The organism is Streptomyces sp. NPDC051218, assembly GCF_044455475.1.
Classification (GTDB): Bacteria; Actinomycetota; Actinomycetes; order Streptomycetales; family Streptomycetaceae; genus Streptomyces.
This window is the reverse complement of record NZ_JBITEU010000002.1, coordinates 238,604-257,528: the sequence shown is the minus strand read 5'-3', so window position 1 is coordinate 257,528 and position 18,925 is coordinate 238,604. Positions and strand designations below refer to the sequence as shown.

16 protein-coding genes are annotated in these 18,925 nt (G+C 69.9%); 6 read left to right on the top strand and 10 right to left on the bottom strand.

Annotated features, from left to right (window positions below; genetic code table 11):
- Positions 1-38 precede the first annotated feature (38 nt).
- On the bottom strand, positions 39-2,228 hold the full coding sequence (locus ACIBCK_RS07595; RefSeq protein WP_399387686.1) for an MMPL family transporter: 2,190 nt from the start codon (positions 2,226-2,228) through the stop codon (positions 39-41).
- A 124-nt stretch (positions 2,229-2,352) separates the two neighbouring features.
- On the opposite strand from ACIBCK_RS07595, the gene ACIBCK_RS07590 reads away from it, so the two are divergent.
- A complete protein-coding gene (locus tag ACIBCK_RS07590) occupies positions 2,353-3,162 on the top strand; it encodes a BTAD domain-containing putative transcriptional regulator (protein WP_399387684.1) in 810 nt (269 codons plus the stop codon).
- A gap of 25 nt (positions 3,163-3,187) precedes the next feature.
- Here ACIBCK_RS07590 and ACIBCK_RS07585 read toward each other — a convergent pair whose 3' ends face one another.
- Positions 3,188-3,892, bottom strand: coding sequence for a TetR/AcrR family transcriptional regulator (locus ACIBCK_RS07585; protein ID WP_399387682.1), 705 nt, complete (start codon positions 3,890-3,892; stop codon positions 3,188-3,190).
- Between the two features lie 174 nt (positions 3,893-4,066).
- Between ACIBCK_RS07585 and ACIBCK_RS07580 the strand changes: the two genes are divergently transcribed.
- Positions 4,067-4,552, top strand: a complete 486-nt coding sequence (locus tag ACIBCK_RS07580) for a nitroreductase/quinone reductase family protein (protein WP_399387680.1) — start codon at positions 4,067-4,069, stop codon at positions 4,550-4,552.
- Positions 4,553-4,582: 30 nt separating this feature from the next.
- On the opposite strand, the gene ACIBCK_RS07575 is transcribed toward ACIBCK_RS07580, so the two are convergent.
- Positions 4,583-5,785 carry a geranylgeranyl reductase family protein gene (locus ACIBCK_RS07575; RefSeq protein ID WP_399387678.1) on the bottom strand — a complete coding sequence of 401 codons (1,203 nt, stop codon included), beginning with the start codon at positions 5,783-5,785 and terminating at the stop codon, positions 4,583-4,585.
- A gap of 135 nt (positions 5,786-5,920) precedes the next feature.
- On the opposite strand from ACIBCK_RS07575, the gene ACIBCK_RS07570 reads away from it, so the two are divergent.
- On the top strand, positions 5,921-7,276 hold the full coding sequence (locus ACIBCK_RS07570) for a dipeptidase (protein ID WP_399387676.1): 1,356 nt from the start codon (positions 5,921-5,923) through the stop codon (positions 7,274-7,276).
- Positions 7,277-7,279: 3 nt separating this feature from the next.
- Here ACIBCK_RS07570 and ACIBCK_RS07565 read toward each other — a convergent pair whose 3' ends face one another.
- Positions 7,280-8,323 (bottom strand): NUDIX domain-containing protein, encoded by a 1,044-nt coding sequence (locus ACIBCK_RS07565; RefSeq protein WP_399387674.1) that lies wholly within the window; start codon positions 8,321-8,323, stop codon positions 7,280-7,282.
- A gap of 279 nt (positions 8,324-8,602) precedes the next feature.
- Between ACIBCK_RS07565 and ACIBCK_RS07560 the strand changes: the two genes are divergently transcribed.
- Entirely contained in the window at positions 8,603-9,001 is a 399-nt protein-coding gene (locus ACIBCK_RS07560) for an STAS domain-containing protein (RefSeq protein ID WP_399387672.1), read from the top strand.
- A 169-nt stretch (positions 9,002-9,170) separates the two neighbouring features.
- Here ACIBCK_RS07560 and ACIBCK_RS07555 read toward each other — a convergent pair whose 3' ends face one another.
- From ACIBCK_RS07555 to ACIBCK_RS07540, 4 genes are all read right to left on the bottom strand, one after another.
- Entirely contained in the window at positions 9,171-9,347 is a 177-nt protein-coding gene (locus tag ACIBCK_RS07555; protein WP_399387671.1) for a hypothetical protein, read from the bottom strand.
- Between the two features lie 118 nt (positions 9,348-9,465).
- Positions 9,466-10,392, bottom strand: a complete 927-nt coding sequence (locus ACIBCK_RS07550; RefSeq protein WP_399387670.1) for a carbohydrate ABC transporter permease — start codon at positions 10,390-10,392, stop codon at positions 9,466-9,468.
- Complete coding sequence (locus ACIBCK_RS07545) at positions 10,389-11,318, bottom strand: carbohydrate ABC transporter permease (protein WP_399387669.1); 930 nt, start codon at positions 11,316-11,318, stop codon at positions 10,389-10,391. Before ACIBCK_RS07545 ends, ACIBCK_RS07550 begins: the two co-directional genes overlap by 4 nt.
- Positions 11,319-11,337: 19 nt before the next feature.
- Entirely contained in the window at positions 11,338-12,606 is a 1,269-nt protein-coding gene (locus tag ACIBCK_RS07540) for an ABC transporter substrate-binding protein (protein ID WP_399388870.1), read from the bottom strand.
- 267 nt (positions 12,607-12,873) lie between these two features.
- Between ACIBCK_RS07540 and ACIBCK_RS07535 the strand changes: the two genes are divergently transcribed.
- Positions 12,874-14,967 carry an NPCBM/NEW2 domain-containing protein gene (locus tag ACIBCK_RS07535; RefSeq protein ID WP_399387667.1) on the top strand — a complete coding sequence of 698 codons (2,094 nt, stop codon included), beginning with the start codon at positions 12,874-12,876 and terminating at the stop codon, positions 14,965-14,967.
- Between the two features lie 59 nt (positions 14,968-15,026).
- Here ACIBCK_RS07535 and ACIBCK_RS07530 read toward each other — a convergent pair whose 3' ends face one another.
- Positions 15,027-15,992 (bottom strand): ROK family protein, encoded by a 966-nt coding sequence (locus tag ACIBCK_RS07530; protein ID WP_399387665.1) that lies wholly within the window; start codon positions 15,990-15,992, stop codon positions 15,027-15,029.
- A gap of 235 nt (positions 15,993-16,227) precedes the next feature.
- Here ACIBCK_RS07530 and ACIBCK_RS07525 point away from each other — a divergent pair, with 235 nt between their 5' ends.
- On the top strand, positions 16,228-17,214 hold the full coding sequence (locus ACIBCK_RS07525; RefSeq protein ID WP_399387664.1) for a LacI family DNA-binding transcriptional regulator: 987 nt from the start codon (positions 16,228-16,230) through the stop codon (positions 17,212-17,214).
- Positions 17,215-17,503: 289 nt separating this feature from the next.
- Here the strand turns inward: ACIBCK_RS07525 and ACIBCK_RS07520 are convergent, their stop codons facing one another.
- Positions 17,504-18,796 (bottom strand): DUF6986 family protein, encoded by a 1,293-nt coding sequence (locus ACIBCK_RS07520; protein ID WP_399387662.1) that lies wholly within the window; start codon positions 18,794-18,796, stop codon positions 17,504-17,506.
- Between the last annotated feature and the right edge of the window lie 129 nt (positions 18,797-18,925).

Here is an 18,925-nt window from a genome sequence, read left to right as displayed (position 1 = left end):
CCGCGCGGCGGGCGGCGGGCGTCAGCCGGACGTGGCGATCACGCATACTCCCGCGGGAGTACGTCGGGGGCCTTGCCGCTCTCCGTGTCCCCCTCGGCGCCTTCGTGCAGGCCGAGGCGCCGGTGCAGCCGGCGCAGCGGACCCGGCGCCCACCAGTTGGCGCGGCCCGCGAGGCGCATGGCGACGGGCAGCAGGACGGCGCGGATGAGGGTGGCGTCCACGAGGATCGTCAGAGCGGTGCCGACGCCGAGTTCCTTGAGGAAGACGACGCCTCCGGTCGCGTACGTGAGGAACGACAGTGCGAGGATCGCGGCCGCCGCGGTGATCAGCGGGGCGCTCTGCCCGATCCCGGTGGCCACCGCCTGTTCCGTGTCGCCGACCCGCTCGTACTCCTCCTTGATCCGGGCCAGCATGAACACCTCGTAGTCCATCGACAGTCCGTAGGCGACGCAGAACATCAGCACCGGGATGCTCGGCTCGATCGACCCGGTGGGCGTGAAACCGAGCGGCCCCGACAGGTTGCCCTCCTGGAAGACCCACACCAGACATCCGAACATCACCGACAGGCTCAGCAGATTGAGCACAGTGGCTTTGGCGGGCAGGAGGAGGCTGCCGGTCATCAGGAAGAGGATGGCGAAGGTGGCGACGAGGATCAGGCCGACGGCGTACGGGAGGCGGTCCAGGAGGGTGGCACGGAAATCGGTGGTCTCGGCCGGGTAGCCGCCGACCAGGGCGGACGCGGGGGCCGGGGTGTCGCGGACGGCGTGGACGAAGGCGGGTACATCGCCGTACATCGCCGCCTGGGACGGGATGACGGCAATACGGGCGCCGTCCGGTCCAGTGGTGACCGTGGAAGGCCCCGTACGGCGGCCGTCCTGGTAGCTGCCGGTGGGGGCGTCGACCTGGAACACGCCCTGAATGCGGGAGAGTTCGGCGGCGTATCGCCGTGTGTCCTGGGCGCTCGGCGTCTCCCGGAGCACGACCTGGACGGTGTCGGTCGGCTCGGCGGGGAACTCCTCGTGGATGGTCTCGGAGGTGGTACGGGACGAGGTACCCGCGGGCAGCGTGCGCTCGTCCGGCAGCCCGAACCGCAGGCCGAGCAGCGGTGACGCGACGAGCAGCAGGACCCCGATCACCACCGCGCCCGCGGCGATCGGGCGGCGCATCGCGGCGCGTGCGACCCGATGCCAGAACCCGCTCGCCGCCGCGCGCCGCGGGCGCTCCACGCGGTGGCCCCAGCGGGCGAGCGCGGCGGGCAGCAGCAGGAGCGCTCCGGCCACCGCGGTGACGACGACGAGGACCCCCGCGTACGCGAAGGAGCTCAGGAAGAAGAACGGGAACACCAGAAGCGCGCAGAGCGAGACCGCCACGGTGACCCCGCTGAAGATCACGGTGCGACCGGCGGCGGCGGTCGCGCGGACCACGGCTTCCGGCTGCGCGTGCCCCGCGTTCCGTTCCTCGCGGTAGCGGTTGATGACGAAGAGGCCGTAGTCGATGCCGAGCCCGAGACCGAGGACGAGGGCGAGATTCGCGGCGAACGTCGACACCTCGGTGACCTGCGCGATCGCCCGGAGCCCGGCGAGTGTGCCGACGACCGAGAGCAGCCCGACGCCGACGGTGAGCAGGGCCGCCACCGTGCGCCGGTAGACGAGGATCAGCAGGAGCACGACGGCGGGCAGGGCGAACATCTCGGCGCGCAGGAAGTCGGTGCGGGCCTGCTCGCCGACCTGCCGGGAGATCTCCTCCTGACCGCCGACGGAGACCGTCAGATCGGCTGTGGTGCGGGCGAGTTGGGGCGAGAGCGTGGCGAGCTGCTCGCGGGTGTCGGTGGCGTTGCCCTCCAGGCGGGTGAGGATCAGGGCGCTTTCGCCGTCGGAGGCGCGCAGCGCCCGGCTTCTGCCATCCCAGTACGCGCTGACATCCGTGACGCCGGGGACGTCCCGTACCTCGGCGGCCAGTTGGCGGGCAGCAGTGGTCGTACGCGGTGAGTCGACGTCGCCGTCGCGGGCGGTGACGAGGAGCGCGAGGTTGGGGTTGCCCGTGCCGTACTCCTGCCGGAGGATGTCCGCCGCGCGCACGGATTCGGTGCCCGGCGCGTCCCAGCGCGCAAGGTCGAGGTCGGCCTGGGCGCCGGCTCCGTAGGCGCCGAGGCCGAGGAAGGCCAATACCACGCCGATCAGTACGGCGCGGCTGCGCCGCACCACGAAACGGCCGAGCCGGGTCAGCATCGCTGTCTGCCTCTCTCCCGCGATCCCCGTGCGGGATCGATCCGGTGCCGTCACGGTCGCGGTCACCGCTGGAAGGGCCGCTGGAAGATCCACTGGAAGGTGGGCGCCGGGTTACCCTCGGCATATGGTCGGTGAGGGGATGCGCTTCGAACTTCTGGGTCCGCTGCGGGCGGTGCGCAGCGGCGAAGAGGTGCCACTGGGGCCGCCGAAGCAGCGGGCGGTGCTCGCCGTACTGCTGTTGCAGGACGGACACCCGATCTCGTACGAGGGCCTGGTCGACGCGGTGTGGGGCGACGAACCGCCCGCCCATGTGCGCAACCTGGTGCAGAAGTACGTCTCGGGGCTGCGACGGGCCTTCGCGAGTGGGGCCGGGGCTGCGAACGCGGCGGGCCCGATCCTTGCGTGGACCGGCAGCGGCTACCGCCTCTCCGGCGCGGCGGCCGACGACCTGCGGGAGCGGCGCCAGTTGATCGACGCGGCGCTCGCCGCGCGTGGCGCCGGGCAGTTGCGGTACGCGGGCGAACTCGTCGACCGGGCCGAAACGTTGTGGCGCGGCGAATTCGCGGAGGGCCTCAATGCCCCGTACCTGGCAGCGGAACGGCTCCGGTGGCGCGAGAAGCGGCTCACCGTCGTGGAGGCCAGGATCGCGGGGGAGATCGAACTCGGCCGCTCCTTCGAGTACGTCCACGAACTCATCCGGCTCGTGGCCGCGCACCCCCTGCGCGAGCGCACGGTGGAGCTCCTGATGAACGCCCTGTACCGCACCGGCCGTTCATCGGATGCCCTGCTCGCCTTCGAGGAGGCACGGCGCCGGATCGCTGACGCCATGGGCGCGGACCCGGGCCCCGCGCTGCGCTCCCTGCACGAGCGGATGCTGCGCCAGGACCCGGAGCTCCTCACCTCGCGAACGTCACCTCCCGTGCCGGCGGCCTGAGCGCGCGTGCCCGCCGGGCGGAGCTCTAGCTCTGCTTCTGGTCCAACAGCCCGACACCGTACGCGAGTTGAGCGGACGCGTACGAGAAGAACGCCGGGCGGTCCTCGACGACGCGGTTGAACTGTCCGAACACTTCGAAGCCCACGAGCCCAAACAGCTGGGCCCACGCCGCGACCAGCGCCGTGACCACCGCCGGCGGCAGATCGGGCGCGAGATCGGCCGCCATCCGCTCGGCTTCGGTGCGCAGCCCGCCCGGCAGCGGCTGCACGGCGACACCGCGGCTCCGATGGGCGTCGCGCACGATGCCGATGAGCAGCTGCCCGACGCGCGCGGCGGCTTCGATCGTGGAGGCGGGCGCGCTGTAACCGGGGACGGGCGAGCCGTAGATCAGGGCGTACTCATGCGGATGCGCGAGCGCCCAGGACCGCACGGCCTCGCACACGACCGTCCAGCGCCGCACGGGTTCGGCCGACGCGACCCCGGCGTGCGCGGCCTCGCTGGCGGCGCCGAGGGAGTCGTAGGCGTCGATGATGAGCGCGGTCAGGAGTTCGTCGCGGCTGGGGAAGTAGCGGTAGAGGGCGGAGGAGACCATGCCGAGCTCGCGGGCCACGGCGCGCAGCGAGAGCTTGGCGGCGCCGTCGGCGGCCAGCTGTCTGCGCGCCTCGTCCTTGATGGCGGCGGTGACTTCTACTCGGGCGCGGGCCCTGGCCCCGCTGGTGGCGCTACTCATACAGGCAGTGTGCCATGAGACCGGAGCGGTGCACCAAGACAAGAGCAGCGCTCCCTTCCAAGAACGCCGCACATTTTCGAGAGCACTGCTCTTGAAATGGAGCACCCATCTCGTGCACACTGCTCATAAGCGAGAGCAGTGCTCTCGGAAGCCCCCCCGACTCAGGCGGTCACCATGTCCACGTCCCCCTCCCACGGCACCGGCTCGAACTCCGGCTCCCCCTACTACCTCAAGGGCAGCCCGCTCGCCGTGCGGCTCAACAGCGTGATCGGCTGGCTGGCGCGGCGCGGCATCAGCCTGGCCGGCTCGGCCGAGCTCTCCGTGCGCGGCCGCAAGAGCGGCCAGATGCAGCGCATCCCGGTCAACCCGTTCACGTACGAAGGCGCCCAGTACCTGGTCTCGGCCCGTGGGCACTCGCAGTGGGTGCGCAACATGCGGGTGGCGGGCGGCGGCGAGCTGCGCGTGGGGCGCAAGGTGCGCGCGTTCACGGTCGAGGAGGTCCCCGCCGCCCAGAAGCTTCCGCTGCTGCGCGGCTATCTGGAGAAGTGGGGCTGGGAGGTCAACCAGTACTTCAAGGGCGTCACCGCGAAGTCCACGGACGCGGAGATCGTGGCGGCCGCGGACGACCACCCCGTCTTCCGCGTCACCATGACGGAGTGAGGCCCCTGCATGCCGAGGTGAGCCCCCTGCCTACCGGTCCATCGCGCTCAGCGCCCGGCCCGCGAGCGGGTGGTTGCGCACCAGCTCGCCGAGCGTCGTCGAGCCACGGGTGATCCTCGCGAACGCGTTCCACGCGGGCCTGAACCCGGTGATCGCCGCGTGCAGCGCGCCCGGACGGCGCTCGAAGACGGTGAGCATGCGCCGCCCGACGCTCATCTCGACGCCGAGTCCCGCCTTGATGGCGAAGGCGTAGTTCAGGGCCTGGCGGCGGGCGTCGACCGCGTCGTGCGCCTCGCCGATCCGCACCGCCCACTCCCCCGCGAGCCGACCCGAGCGCAGCGCGAAGGAAATGCCCTCGCGGGTCCACGGCTCAAGGAGCCCCGCCGCGTCACCGCACACCACGACCCGGCCGCGCGACAGAGGCGAGTCGTCGCTCCGGCAGCGCGTCAGATGCCCGGAGGAGATGCTCGGCTCGAAGCCCGCGAGACCGAGGCGGGCAATGAAGTCCTCCAAATACCGCTTGGTGGCCGAGCCTTCGCCGCGCGCGGAGATGACACCGACGGTGAGGGTGTCGCCCTTGGGGAACACCCATCCGTAACTGCCCGGCATCGGGCCCCAGTCGATGAGGACCCGGCCCGCCCAGTCCTCGGCGACGCTCTGCGGCACCGGGATCTCGGCCTCGAGGCCCAGGTCCACCTGGTCGAGCTTCACCCCGACATGTGCTCCTATGCGGCTCGCGCTGCCGTCGGCCCCGACGACCGCACGGGCGAGCACCGCCTCACCGCCCTGCAGGACCACCGCGACCGTCCGGCGGTCGGGCACCGCCGAGCCGTGCTGCTCCACGCGCGCGACGGTGACGCCGGTGCGCAGCTCGGCTCCCGCCTTCTGCGCGTGCTCGACCAGTTGCTGGTCGAACTCGGGGCGGTTGATCAGCCCGAAGAGCATCTGCTTCGAGCGGCGGGTGCGGGTGAACTTGCCGTCCAGGGAGAACGTCACCGCGTGCACCCGGTCCCTGAAGGGCAGTTCGAACCCGGGCGGGAGCGCGTCACGGGAGGGGCCGATGATGCCGCCGCCACATGTCTTGTACCGGGGCAGTTCGGCCTTCTCCAGGATGAGGACGCTGCGTCCCGCGACGGCTGCCGCATAGGCCGCCGACGCCCCCGCGGGCCCTGCTCCCACCACGACGACGTCCCACACGTACTGCGCGTCGTCCGCTGAGTTCTCGCTGCTCACGTTGGTCTACCGCTCCCGATCCAGCTGTTGGCCGCGCTTTCCAAGGCATCCTACGGCGGGCACCTCTGGCACCCTCCTGTGGGAGGATCACACACCCACATACGTAACAACGTCGCACCTACGAGGAGCGTGCCCATGTCGCCGAATCCGATCGCCGAGACCGTCGCCGCTCTCATGCCGAAGGCGAAGGCGGAGCTCACCGAACTGGTGGCCTTCAAGTCGGTGGCGGACTTCGACCAGTTCCCCAGGAGCGAGAGCGAGGCCGCCGCGAACTGGGTGGCGGACGCGCTGCGCGCCGAGGGGTTCCAGGACGTGGCCCTGCTCGACACCCCGGACGGCACGCAGTCGGTGTACGGCGTGCTGCCGGGCCCCGAGGGCGCTCCCACCGTGCTGCTCTACGCGCACTACGACGTGCAGCCGCCGCTCGACGAGGCGGCGTGGACCTCCCCGCCGTTCGAGCTGACCGAGCGCGCGGGCCGCTGGTACGGGCGCGGCAGCGCCGACTGCAAGGGCGGTATCCTGATGCACCTGCTCGCGCTGCGCGCCCTGAAGGCGAACGGCGGCGTCCCGGTGACCGTCAAGGTGATCGCCGAGGGTTCCGAGGAGCAGGGCACGGGCGGTCTTGAGCGGTACGCCGAGCAGCACCCCGATCTCCTTGCGGCCGACACGATCGTCATCGGCGACGCGGGCAACTTCCGGGTCGGCCTGCCGACGGTCACCACGACGCTCCGCGGCATGACCCTCGTCCGCGTCCGCATCGACACTCTTCAGGGCAATCTGCACTCGGGGCAGTTCGGCGGCGCGGCCCCGGACGCGCTCGCGGCGCTGGTGCGAGTCCTCGACTCGCTGCGCGCGGAGGACGGCTCGACGACGGTCGACGGCCTCACGGGCGACGAGGTGTGGGACGGGCTTCAGTACGAAGAGGACGTCTTCCGCAAGGACGCCAAGGTCCTCGACGGCGTCCGTCTGGTCGGCAAGGGCACGGTCGCCGACCGCATCTGGTCCCGCCCCGCCGCCACCGTGATCGGCATCGACTGCCCGCCGGTGGTCGGCGCGACCCCGTCCGTACAGGCGGCCGCGCGGGCACTGATCAGCCTGCGGGTACCGCCGGGCGTGGACGCGGCCGAGGCCACCAAGCTCCTCCAGGCGCACCTGGAGTCGCACACCCCCTGGGGCGCGCAGGTGACCACCGAGCAGATCGGGCAGGGCCAGCCGTTCCGCGCGGACACCACGAGCCCGGCGTACGCGGCGATGGCGGAGGCGATGGGCGAGGCGTACCCGGGCGAGGAGATGCAGTACGCGGGCCAGGGCGGCTCGATCCCGCTGTGCAACACCCTCGGGGCGCTCTACCCCCGGGCGGAGATCCTGCTGATCGGCCTGAGCGAGCCCGAGGCGCAGATCCACGCGGTCGACGAGAGTGTGTCGCCCCAGGAGCTGGAGCGGCTCTCGGTGGCCGAGGCGCTTTTCCTCCGGAAGTACGCCGCGCGCTGACCCTCACCGGCTGCCGACCGGCACCCCTGCCTCCAGGTACAGCGGAATCCCGCGCTCCCTGGCGCGCAGGGCCCAGCGCAGCCGTTCGTAGCGCACGGACGGCAGCAGGCGGGCCGCCTCCTCCTCGGTGACGAAGCGGCAGTCGCGCAGTTCGGGGCCGGGCAGCAGCATCTGCCGCGCCTGCGTGCCGTCGAGGCTGCCGCCGTCGAAGAGGAACCGCATCCCTCCGTAGCCGGGCGGTCTTGGCGGCTCCCAGTCGGCGACCAGGAGCCGGGGGGCGTCGGTGAGTTGGATGCCGGTCTCCTCGGCCACCTCGCGCATGCCCGCGCGCGCGGGCGCCTCGCCCGGCTCGACGACACCGCCGGGGAACTCCCAGCCCGCCTTGTACGTCGGGTCGACGAGCAGCACCCGGTCCCGCTCGTCGAAGAGCAGCACGCCGGCCGCGAGTGTCTCCGCGGTGGGCTCGGGGGTCTGCACGATGTCGCAGACGGACGCGGCCCCGCTGCGTACGGCTTCGGCGATGTGCTCGGCGGTCTCGACGGGGGTGAGCGCGCCGGTGTCGATGCGGTGGGCGTCGGCGCCGAGCCAGCCCGCGAGCGCGGCGCGATACGGCTCGATGTGGTCGAACGACCACTGCCGTACGCGCGTCTCGCCGTCCGGCGGATCCGGGGCGGGACGCCCCGATATTCGTTCGCGCAGGATCGTTTCCCCCGGGGCGAGGACGACGTGTCGTACGGCGATCCTGCGCGAGGCGAGCCCGCCGAAGATCTCGTCGCGGTAGTCCTGCCGCAGCAGGGTCATCGGCACCACGAGGACGCCACCGACCTCGGCGAACAGAGCCGCCGCCGTGTCCACGACGAGCCGCCGCCACAGCGCCAGGTCCTGGAAGTCACTCACCTCGGCGAGGCGCTTGGGCGGCAGCAGGTCGCGCAGTCCGCCGCCGATGACCTCGGGGTCGAAGAGTGTGCTGTTCGGGATCAGCTCGATCAGTTCCCGTGCGGCGCTGGTCTTTCCCGCACCGAACGCGCCGTTGATCCAGACGATCACGGTTCCCCCTCTTCTGTTGGCCCCCTGTGGCTTGCCCGCAACACCCTGCCATGGAAACCAGCACCTGATGAGGCGGCCGCTCTCTGGACGGAAAGGCGCCACAAAGTGTCAAGCGATTCGTTTTCACTTCACCTCATCGAGTGGCAGTCGCCCTGTATGAATCGTTCCCTCACTGCGGGGCGTGCCCTCCCCCGCTAGCGTGATCCGCCAGACGCCCCAGCCCCTGGTGACCTGAACCCGGCTCTTCCGACGCGCTCCGCTCACGCGAGGATCCGGTCGATGTCCGACACTGGGGGAACCGTGCAACTCGATGCACTGAACGAATTCGCCTTCGAGGACTCCGAGCAACAACCGCGGGTGTACGACCATGACGGCGCTGTCGTCTTCGAACTGCACGGCGAGGTCGACCTGTTGGCCTATCAGCGGATCGCCCCGCTCCTCGATCCCATCACCGCCGGCACAGCGACCACGGTGGTCATCGACCTGACCCACATCGCGTTCTTCGACTGCTCCGGCCTCGGCCTGTTGGTCCGCGCACGCCGTCGCACGAAGGCGAGAGGCGCCCGCCTCGCCGTGGTCTGCACCGATCCCCTGACACTCCGTGTCCTGCGCCTCACGGGCCTGAACCCGATGCTGTCGCCGGTCTCCACGCTGGAGGAAGCGCTCCGGCAGCGGTGAGCCCGCGCCAGGGGGGCGACGGGCTCTCCACTGCCGCTGGGGGGAGCGGCTCGGGGGGCGCTGCGGGGTCCGGGCAGCATCAACAGCCTGCCTCGCGAAGGCCGTTGGCGGGAGAGAGCGCGCACGGTGCATATATGCATTCCGTTCACACCCCGTGTGAAAGGCGCACTCACCGTGGCTTCGCCGCGGGCCGGGCAACGCGGGCGCGGTTGGGCCACCTGGTTCGGGTGTAGGCGTGGAAGTGGTCGCCGGCGTGGTCCTGACCGAGGGTGCAGTGCAGGACGTCGCCGGGCCTCTCGTCCCAGCACAGGCCGGGGATGTCACGCGCGTGCTTCGGGGCTTTCATGCGGAGCGCTCCGTCTGCCGAGGGTTGTCGGTGGCCACACCGCGACCCTCTCAACCCGGCTGGTCGGCGCGGGAAACACCGGCCCATGACACGGACCGGATCATGCGGACGGCCGCCCTCACCCCTTGCTCGACCCCAGCGTCAGTCCCGCGATGAAGTGCCGCTGCAGGAGCAGGAAGACCAGGACCGTGGGGAGCGCCACCAGGACCGAGCCCGCCGCCAGGAGGTTGTAGTCGGTGAAGAACTGGCCCCGCAGGTTGTTCAGGGATGACGTGATCGGGAGTTTGTCGGGGTTGGAGATGAAGATGAGGGCCCAGAGGAAGTCGTTGTAGATCCAGGTGAATTCCAGGGTGCCCAGCGCCGCGAGCGCGGGGCGGCACAAGGGAAGAGTGACGCGCCAGAATTGCGTCCACACCCCCGCGCCGTCCACGATCGCCGCCTCCAGGATTTCCTGCGGCAGCGTCCGCATGAAATTCGCGAGCACGAAGACACAGAAGCCGATCTGGAAGCCGACGTTGACGATGATGATCGCCCAGTACGAGTCGTACAGGGTGAGGGAATCGGACATCCACCAGGGCAGGGGGATCTTCAGGAAGAGGACGTAGAGCGGGGTGACGAGGACTTGCGGCGGCAGCAGGTTTCCCGCCGTGAACAGCATCAGGAGGACCATCCCGCCGCGTAACCGCAGGCGGGACACGGCGAAGGCCACGAACGCGGCGAGGAAGAGCGTGACGAGGACCGCGGGCACCGCTATGAGCAAGGTGTTGGTGAAGTACTTGCCCATCCCGGAATCGCTGTAGGCCTGGCGGTAGTAGTCGAACGACAGGCTCTTGGGGAACGAGAAGTAGCCGTGCTCCGCTGTTTCCTCGTACGGGCGCAGGGAGGCGTAGACGGCCAGGAGCAGGGGTGTCAGAAAGCCGAGTGTCACCGCCATCAGGAATATGTGCACCCCGAAACGGCCGGGGCGGCGGCTGCGGCCGGTGGGCTTTTCGGCCGGTGGTGCGGAGGTGCCGGAGAGCGGCGTGGTGTGGATGTCGGCGGTCATCGGTCGCGCGCACCTCGCAGTTCTTGGACCAGGAACGTCACGATGAATCCGAGCGACACGGTCAGGAGTACGACCGCTATGGCGGAGCCGAATCCGATGCGGCTCGCCTCGCCGATGATGTTGTCGGTGATGAGTACGGAGAGCAGTTCCAGGCCGTTGCGGCCCTTGTTGACGGCGTAGACGATGTCGAAGGCGCGCAGGGCCTCGATGACCGTGATGACGCCGACGATGACATTCACGGGGCGCAGGGTCGGAAAGACGATGCGGAAGAACGTCTGGCGGGCGTTCGCGCCGTCTATCTGCGCGGCCTCTTTGAGGGCGGGGTCGACGGATTTCAGCCCGGCCAGGTAGAGGATCATGACGTAGCCCGTATGCCTCCAGCTCGCGGCCAGCATCATCATCCAGAGGTTGATGTCGGAGTTCCCGAGCCAGTCGATCGGGTCCTGTCGGTTGTCGAGGATGGTGTTGACCACGCCTTGGTCGGTGCCGAGGATCAGCTGGGCCATGAAACCGACCACGGCGAGCGAGAGCACCACCGGCATGTAGAGCACGGACTGGTAGAAGCGGCTGAAGCGGACTCCGCGGTCGATGACCACCGCGAGAAGCAGGCCGAAGGGCGTGGCCACCAGGCCGAGGAACGCGATCCACAGCAGGTTGTGGCGGACGGCGGGCCAGAATGCCGGGTAGTTGTCGACCAGGCTCTCGTAGTTCTTTCCGCCCACCCACTGGATCTCGCCTATGCCGTCCCAGGACGTGAAGGACAGGCCGACGGAGGCCAGGGTGGGGCCCCAGATGATGAAGATGTCAAGGAGGACGGGAATTCCCAGAAGCACGCCGAGCACGGCGATGTCACGGCGTGTGAAGCGCCGTGGTCCCCGCCGTCCGACGCGCCGCGCGGTCTTCTGCGACACGAGTTTCTGCGGCACGGGCGCGATCCCTCGCTACTCAGCTGACGTCCGAGGAGAAGATGTCCTTCTTCTGGCGTTCGATGCTGTTGACCAGGCCGTCGACATCCTTGGGATTGTCGATGAAGTCCTGCAGCGCCTTGATCATGACCGTCTGCGCGAAGTCGGGCCGGGTGTCGCGGTCGAGGAACTGGGAGATCTGCTTCGCCCCGGCGACAAGTTCGGCCGATTTCTTCTGCAACGGGCTGTACTTGCTGGTGTCGGCGCCGTCGTTCACCGCGACGTTGTTGGGGTCACCGGCCAGATAGACGTCCTCCGCCTTCGGTGTTCCGAGCCACTTCAGGAGTTCCTTGGCGCCTTCGACGTTCTTCGATTTCTTCGCCACCAGGAATCCGTCGATCGGCGCTTCCACGGCGTCCTGACCGTGCGCCGGGTCGATCTCGGGGAAGGCGAAGAAGTCGATGTCGTCCCGTTCGTCCGCCGGGAACTGCTGGCCGGGGTGCGGCATTCCGAGGACGGCCATGGAGGTCTTGCGCTGCTGGAGTCCCTGGCCCGCCTCTTCCCAGGTACGGCCGAGCGCGCCCTTTTGGTAGTACGGCATGAGCTCACGCCACAGGTCGAAGACCTTCTTGACCTTCGGGTCGGTCCAGGCTTCCTCGCCGGCCATCAGGCTCTTGTGGAACTCGTATCCGTTCAAGCGCATGTTGATGTAGTCGAAGGTGCCCATGGCGGGCCAGCCGTCCTTGTCGCAGAAGGCGACCGGTATGCCGTCCTTGCTCATCTTCTTGGCGAGCGCGATGAACTCGTCCCAGGTCCTGGCCTGTTCGTAGCCCTGTTTCGCGAAGAGGCTCTTGCGGTGGAAGACGGCCCATGGGTAGTAGTAATACGGCACGAAGTACTGCTTGCCCTCGTGTGTGGACTGCTCCCGCAGCGCGTCCGAGAAGCCGTTGAATCCCTTCCAGACATCGCTGATGTCGATCAGCAGGCCCTTCTCGGCGAAGTACTGCATGCGGTACCCCGCGAACCACATGAAGACATCGTCCGGCGTGCCCTGCAGATAGCGCGTGATGTTCTGCTGGAACTCGTTGTGCTCTGTCGTGTTGACCTTGACGGTCTTTCCCGACTTCTTCTCATAGGCGTCAAAGGCCGCCGCGAACGCCTTCTTGGGCACCGCGTCCGAGGAGTTGGACCCCATCGTGACTTCGTCCTTGTTGCCGCCCGGGCCTTCACCACAGGCCGTGAGCAGGGCCGGAAGGGTGACCGCTCCGGCTCCGGCGGCCGCACCGCGCAGGACGTTCCGCCGGGACATCCGATGTCCTGACAGGCTGCGAGGCGTGGCAGGACCCATGGACGATGACTGTGCCATGTCCCCCTCCTCGGGGTGCAAACGAACACAACCGAACGCGAGGGTTGCGATCCCACTCCCAAGCGCCCCCACAGTCAAGGGTTTAGGCATCCGGATACTCGAACCGTTACGGCTCCTCTTCCAACAGAGTCCAACACGGCCTACCGTAAGCGCGCACCTTTGACACGTACATGCAGCCCCCAACTTCTGCGAGTACGGAGGAATGTAACGATGCGTCACCTCTCACCCCGCATCTCATCCCGGACCACACGTCGAAGAGTCGTCGGATCGCTGGCCGCCGCTCTGCTGTGCGCCGCAGGGCTCGCGGCCCCGGCCGCCGCGCGCGACACCGGCAGCGCGAACGGCGCGGGCGGCGCGAGTGACACGGGCGAACGGAGCGCGGCCGCACGGCCCTCCACCGCCGGGGCGAAGCTCCCCGACGGTCTCGCCCTCACCCCGCCCATGGGATTCAACAACTGGAACTCCACCCACTGCCGGGCCGATTTCGACGAGGCGATGGTCAAGGGAATCGCGGACATCTTCGTCGAGAAGGGCCTCAAGGAGGCCGGCTACCAGTACGTCAACCTCGACGACTGCTGGGCGTTGCCCGAACGGGACGCGAACGGCAAGCTGGTGCCCGATCCCAAGCGATTCCCCAACGGGATCAAGGCAGTTGCCGACTACGTGCACGACAAGGGACTCAAGCTCGGCATCTACACCAGCGCCGGAACCAAGACCTGCAGCGACATCGGGTTCCCCGGGGCACTCGGCCATGAGGTCAGCGACGCACGGCAGTTCGCCGACTGGGGCGTCGACTACCTCAAGTACGACAACTGCAACAACCAAGGCGTTGACGCCAAGAAGCGGTACATCGCGATGCGTGACGCGCTGAAGGCCACCGGCCGTCCCATCGTCTACAGCATCTGCGAGTGGGGCGAGAACAAGCCCTGGGAGTGGGCCGCCGACGTGGGGCACCTGTGGCGCACCACCGGCGACATCAGCGACAACTGGTCCTCGATGCTCTCGATCATGAAGCAGAACCTGCCGCTCGCCGAGTCGGCGGGCCCCGGCCGCTGGAACGACCCCGACATGCTGGAGGTCGGCAACGGCGGCATGACGGACACCGAGTACCGCACGCACTTCTCGATGTGGTCGATCATGGCCGCGCCGCTGCTCATCGGCTCCGACCTGCGCAAGGCCACACCGGAGACGTTCGAGATCATCGGCAACAAGGAAGTCATCGCCGTCGACCAGGACCCGCTGGGCAAGCAGGGCGAGGTCCTGTCGTCCGAGGGCGGCCGCTGGGTCGTCGCCAAGGAGATGAAGGACGGCAGCCGGGCGGTGGCGCTGTTCAACGAGACAGGCAGTGCCCAGTCGATCGCCACGTCGGCGAAGGCCGTCGGACTCCCGGACGCCGACGGATACACGCTGCGGGATCTGTGGAAGCACAAGAGCTACAACACGGCGGGCAAGATCTCCGCGACCGTCCCCGCGCACGGCACCGTCCTGCTGCGCGTCTCGGCCGACGGAGCGTGGGCGAAGAATCCGCCCGCCGTCGAACTCGGCCTGGGCGGCGCCCCGTTGGTGGAGGCGGGTGAGCCCGCGAAGCTGACGTCGAAGGTCACCAACCTCGGCCGTACCTCCGCGCGGAAGGTGTCCACCACCTTCGCGGGACCCTCCGGCTGGCAGATCAGGGCGACGTCGCCCTCGACCGCGAACTCCCTGGCCACGGGCAAGTCACTGAGTACGTCGTGGTCGGTGACCGCACCGCGGGGCACGGCCCCGGGAGCGTACGACCTCACGCTCAGGTCCACCTACCGCTCCCCCGCGGGCAGCCGCGCCGAGAGTGTGCTGCCGCTGACGGCGCATGTCGTCGTGGCGCCGCCCGCGGGCGACTCGGCGGTCAGTGACCTGCCGTGGATGTCGACGGCCAACGGCTGGGGGCCCGTCGAGAAGGACACCAGCAACGGCGAGAGCGAGGCGGGTGACGGCCAGCCGATCACCATCGGCGGGGCCGTCCACGCCAAGGGACTCGGGGTGCATGCCGACAGCGCCGTCGAGTACTACACCGGAGCGTCCTGCGAGAAGTTCACCGCGCAGGTGGGCGTCGACGACGAGAAGGACCCGAAGGGCACGGTCGCCTTCGAGATCTGGGCGGACGGCAAGAAGGCCGCGTCCACCGGCGTCCTCACCAACGCCGATGCCGCACAAGGCATTTCGGCCGACGTGAGCGGCGCCCAGGTCGTACGCCTCGTCGTCACGGACGGCGGCGACGGCTCGGACTCCGACCACGCGGACTGGGCGGACCCCGTCCTCAGCTGCTGAGCGGCGTGGACCGTTGACCGTGGGCCGGGCCGACGTCGTTCGGCCCGGCCCACGTGAGGTCAACTCCCCACAGCGGGCCGCAGATCCACAGCCCTGTCCTCCTGGCTGAGCGCGGCCGCCGCGGCCCCCACGAGGCCGGCGTCCGTCCCCATCAAGGCCGGGCCCACGGTCAGATGACGTACGAACGAAAGCGTGGCGTAGTCCCTGAGGGACCGGCGCAGCGGGTCGAAGAGCACGTTCCCTGCCTTGGCCACCCCGCCGCCGATCACGGCGATGTCGATCTCCACGAGCGTCGCCGTGGCGGCGATGCCCGCGGCAAGCGCCTGCGCCGCCCGCTCGAAGGAGGCGACGGCGACCGGGTCCCCGGCCCGCGCGGCGAGAGCCACCGCGGCGGCGGACGTGTCCCCGTCGGGCCCCGGACGCCATCCGCCCTCCAGCGCACGCCGGGCGATGTTCGGGCCACTGGCTATGCGCTCCACACACCCGCGCGCCCCGCACGGGCAGGGGTCGCCGTCCAGATCGACGCTGATGTGCCCGATGTGGCCCGCGTTCCCGCTGGGGCCCGGGTGCAGCTTGCCGCCGAGGATCAGTCCGCCCCCGACGCCGGTGGACACCACCATGCACAGCGCGTTGTCGTGCCCTCGGGCTGCGCCCTGCCAGTGCTCGGCCGCCGTCATCGCCACGCCGTCCCCGACCAGCTCGACCGGGAGGCCGCCGGTGGCCGCGCGCACCCGCTCGACCAAGGGGTAGCCGCGCCAGCCGGGGACGTTCACCGGGCTGACCGTCCCCGCCGACGCGTCCACCGGGCCCGCGCTGCCGATGCCGACCGCGCGCGCCCTGCCCCACAGCGGGGCACGTGTGAGCTCGCCGAGAACCTCTTCGACCGCCCGCATCACGGTGTCGCCGTCCTCGCGCGCGGGCGTGGGCCGCTGGGCACGCAGCAGGATCCGGCCGCGCCCGTCCACCAGGGCGCCGGCGATCTTGGTGCCGCCGATGTCGAGTGCGGCGACGAGGTCCGTGTGCATCAGTGTCAGATCTCCTGGTGGATGGACAGGCCGCTCTGTTGGTGAAAGGGCAGGCCGGAGAATGTGATGGACAGTCTCTCTCGCATCTGACAACGTTGTCCAGGTTCTATGCTCGACGCCACATCACTTACGCACCACTTTCAGCTCACCTTCGTCGACGACAGGACAGCGCACCGTGGCCGAGACCGCCAGCCGACCCGAGCGACCCGAGCCCCGTTACGGCAACCGTCCGACCATGAAGGACGTGGCTGCCCGCGCCGGAGTCGGCCTCAAGACGGTCTCCCGGGTCGTGAACGGCGAGCCGGGCGTCACCCCGGACACCGAGCGCCGTGTGCAGGAGGCCATCGACGCCCTCGGCTTCCGGCGCAACGACAGCGCGCGCGTCCTGCGCAAGGGCCGCACGGCCAGCATCGGCCTCGTGCTCGAAGACCTCGCCGACCCCTTCTACGGGCCGCTCAGCCGCGCCGTGGAGGAAGTGGCCCGCGCGCACGGCGCGCTGCTCATCAACGGGTCGAGCGCCGAGGACCCGGACCGCGAGCAGGAGCTGGTGCTCGCGCTGTGCGCGCGCCGGGTCGACGGTCTCGTCGTCATTCCGGCCGGCGACGACCACCGCTATCTGGAGCCGGAGATCGCGGCTGGTGTCGCGACCGTCTTCGTCGACCGCCCTGCCGGGAAGATCGACGCCGATGTCGTGCTCTCCGACAGCTTCGGCGGCGCGCGCGACGGCGTCGCCCATCTCATCGCCCACGGCCACCGCCGCATCGGGTTCATCGGTGACCAGCCGCGCATCCACACCGCGATAGAGCGTCTGCGCGGCTACCGCGCGGCCATGGAGGACGCGGGCATCCCCGTCGAGGACGCGTGGATGTCCCTGGGCCCCACCGCCCCGGACCGCGTCGAGCAGGCCACCAGGACGATGCTGGGCGGCTCCGAACCCGTCACGGCGATCTTCGCGGGCAACAACCGTGTGACGGTGACGGTCGTCAGGGTGCTCGCCGGGCTGACCCGCCCCGTGGCCCTCGTCGGCTTCGACGACATCGAGCTGGCGGATCTGTTGCAGCCGGGCGTGACCGTCGTCGCGCAGGACGCCGCGCAGCTCGGGAGGACCGCCGCCGAGCGCCTGTTCCGGCAGCTGGACGGCGCGTCCGACGCCCCGGAGCGCATCGAACTCCCGACGCGCCTCATCAAGCGCGGGTCGGGTGAACTGCCGCCCGCGGGCTGACGATTGGCGGGTCGCGGTGGGTGGCCGGTGGTGCGGCGCGCGGTCAGCGGACCGGGAGGCCGGGCAGCGGCTTGCCGTTGTCGCGGCCGAGCACCGCGTCGACGGCGCGCCGGACGACGCCCATGCCGCCGCGTCCGAGCCGCGCGGTCACGCGGTAGCACCCGGCAGCCAGGCTGCCCACACTGCCCGTCTGTTCCCTGTCCCCCGAAGTCACCGCTGCCCCGTCCCTGTGACACCACTTTGCGTGGCGCACAGACGACGGGGCAGGGGTGACACTGCGTGCCGGGAGTTACTTCCCGTGCGGCGTGAGGTCGCCGCGGCGCGGGCCCGAGAAGCTCTGCAGGCGGGCCAGCGTCAGGCCGGTGAGCCGGGTGACCTCGCCGACGTCGAGGGCGCCGCAGTCCAGGCCGCGCAGGAGGTATCCGGCGAGCGCCTTGGCCGAGGCCGGCTCGTCCGCCACGTCGCCGCCCTCGCGGTGGGCGGCGTACGCGGAGAGGCGCGCGGCGGCCTGCTCGAAGCCCTCGCGGTAGAACGCGAACACGGCGGCGTAGCGCGTGGGGATGTGGCCGGGGTGCATGTCCCAGCCCTGGTAGTAGGCGCGGGCCAGGGCGCGGCGCGTGAGGCCGTAGTGCAGCCGCCAGGCGTCGTGGACCTTCTCCGTGGTGCCGATGGGCAGGACGTTGGTGGAACCGTCCGAGACACGTACGCCGGTGCCCGCGGCGGCGACCTGCATGATCGCCTTGGCGTGGTCGGCGGCCGGGTGGTCGCTGGTCTGGTAGGCGGCGCTCACGTGGAGGCAGGCGCTGTAGTCGAAGGTGCCGTAGTGCAGGCCGGTGGCGCGGCCCTCGGCGGCGCCGATCATGCGGGCCACGGTGGCGGTGCCGTCGGTGGCGAGGATGGACTGGCTGGTCTCGATCTGGATCTCGAAGCCGATCCGGCCGGGCTCCAGGCCGCGCACCTTCTCGAACTCCTCCAGGAGGCGCACCATCGCGGTGACCTGCTCGGGGTAGGTGACCTTGGGCAGCGTCAGGACCAGGCCGTCGGGAAGGCCACCGGCCTCCATGAGGCCGGAAAGGAAGATGTCGAGGGTGCGGATGGCGCGGTCGCGCACATTCTCCTCGAAGCACTTCATGCGGATGCCCATGTACGGGGCCGCCGTGCCGTTCTTGTACGCCTCGGAGATCAGGCGGGCCGCGCGGGCGGCGTCCTGGTCCTCGTCCGCGCCCTTGTAGCCGTCCTCGAAGTCGATGCGCAGGTCCTCGATCGGCTCGCGCTCCAGCTTGGCGCGTACGCGGTCGTAGACCGGCGCGGCCAGGTCGTCGGCGAGACCGAGGACGGACGCGAAGGTGGCGGCGTCCGGAGCGTGCTCGTCGAGCGCCTTCAGGGCCTGGTCGCCCCACGTACGGATGGTGTCGGCGCCGAAGAGCTCACCGGGGACGTACACGGTGTGGACCGGCTGGCGGGTGCCCGGGTCTCCGGGGTAGCGGCGCTCGAGCTCCGCGTCCACCGGGGCGAGGGAGGCACTGATGCCCTCGCTGACCGCGCCCGCGAGGCTCGTTGCCACCTTCTCTTGCTGACCCATTCCTGCACCCTCCACACACTCGGGACCACACACTCGGGACCACTACTCGAAATCGCTCGATTTCCGCTTCACGGAATCAACAATCCGCATGGCGAAGTTATCCGGCGACCTTCCCGCTGGTCAACACCC

Excerpts from the sequence above, each read along its gene's own strand:
- ACIBCK_RS07525 (WP_399387664.1), top strand. The coding sequence starts at position 16,228 with ATGAAGGACGTGGCTGCCCGCGCCGGAGTCGGCCTCAAGACGGTCTCC.
- ACIBCK_RS07555 (WP_399387671.1), bottom strand. The coding sequence starts at position 9,347 with ATGAAAGCCCCGAAGCACGCGCGTGACATCCCCGGCCTGTGCTGGGAC.
- ACIBCK_RS07580 (WP_399387680.1), top strand. The coding sequence starts at position 4,067 with ATGTCCACGTCCCCCTCCCACGGCACCGGCTCGAACTCCGGCTCCCCC.
- ACIBCK_RS07520 (WP_399387662.1), bottom strand. The coding sequence starts at position 18,796 with ATGGGTCAGCAAGAGAAGGTGGCAACGAGCCTCGCGGGCGCGGTCAGC.
- ACIBCK_RS07550 (WP_399387670.1), bottom strand. The coding sequence starts at position 10,392 with ATGACCGCCGACATCCACACCACGCCGCTCTCCGGCACCTCCGCACCA.
- ACIBCK_RS07590 (WP_399387684.1), top strand. The coding sequence starts at position 2,353 with ATGGTCGGTGAGGGGATGCGCTTCGAACTTCTGGGTCCGCTGCGGGCG.
- ACIBCK_RS07530 (WP_399387665.1), bottom strand. The coding sequence starts at position 15,992 with ATGCACACGGACCTCGTCGCCGCACTCGACATCGGCGGCACCAAGATC.
- ACIBCK_RS07595 (WP_399387686.1), bottom strand. The coding sequence starts at position 2,228 with ATGCTGACCCGGCTCGGCCGTTTCGTGGTGCGGCGCAGCCGCGCCGTA.
- ACIBCK_RS07560 (WP_399387672.1), top strand. The coding sequence starts at position 8,603 with ATGTCCGACACTGGGGGAACCGTGCAACTCGATGCACTGAACGAATTC.
- ACIBCK_RS07535 (WP_399387667.1), top strand. The coding sequence starts at position 12,874 with ATGCGTCACCTCTCACCCCGCATCTCATCCCGGACCACACGTCGAAGA.
- ACIBCK_RS07570 (WP_399387676.1), top strand. The coding sequence starts at position 5,921 with ATGTCGCCGAATCCGATCGCCGAGACCGTCGCCGCTCTCATGCCGAAG.
- ACIBCK_RS07540 (WP_399388870.1), bottom strand. The coding sequence starts at position 12,606 with ATGTCCCGGCGGAACGTCCTGCGCGGTGCGGCCGCCGGAGCCGGAGCG.
- ACIBCK_RS07585 (WP_399387682.1), bottom strand. The coding sequence starts at position 3,892 with ATGAGTAGCGCCACCAGCGGGGCCAGGGCCCGCGCCCGAGTAGAAGTC.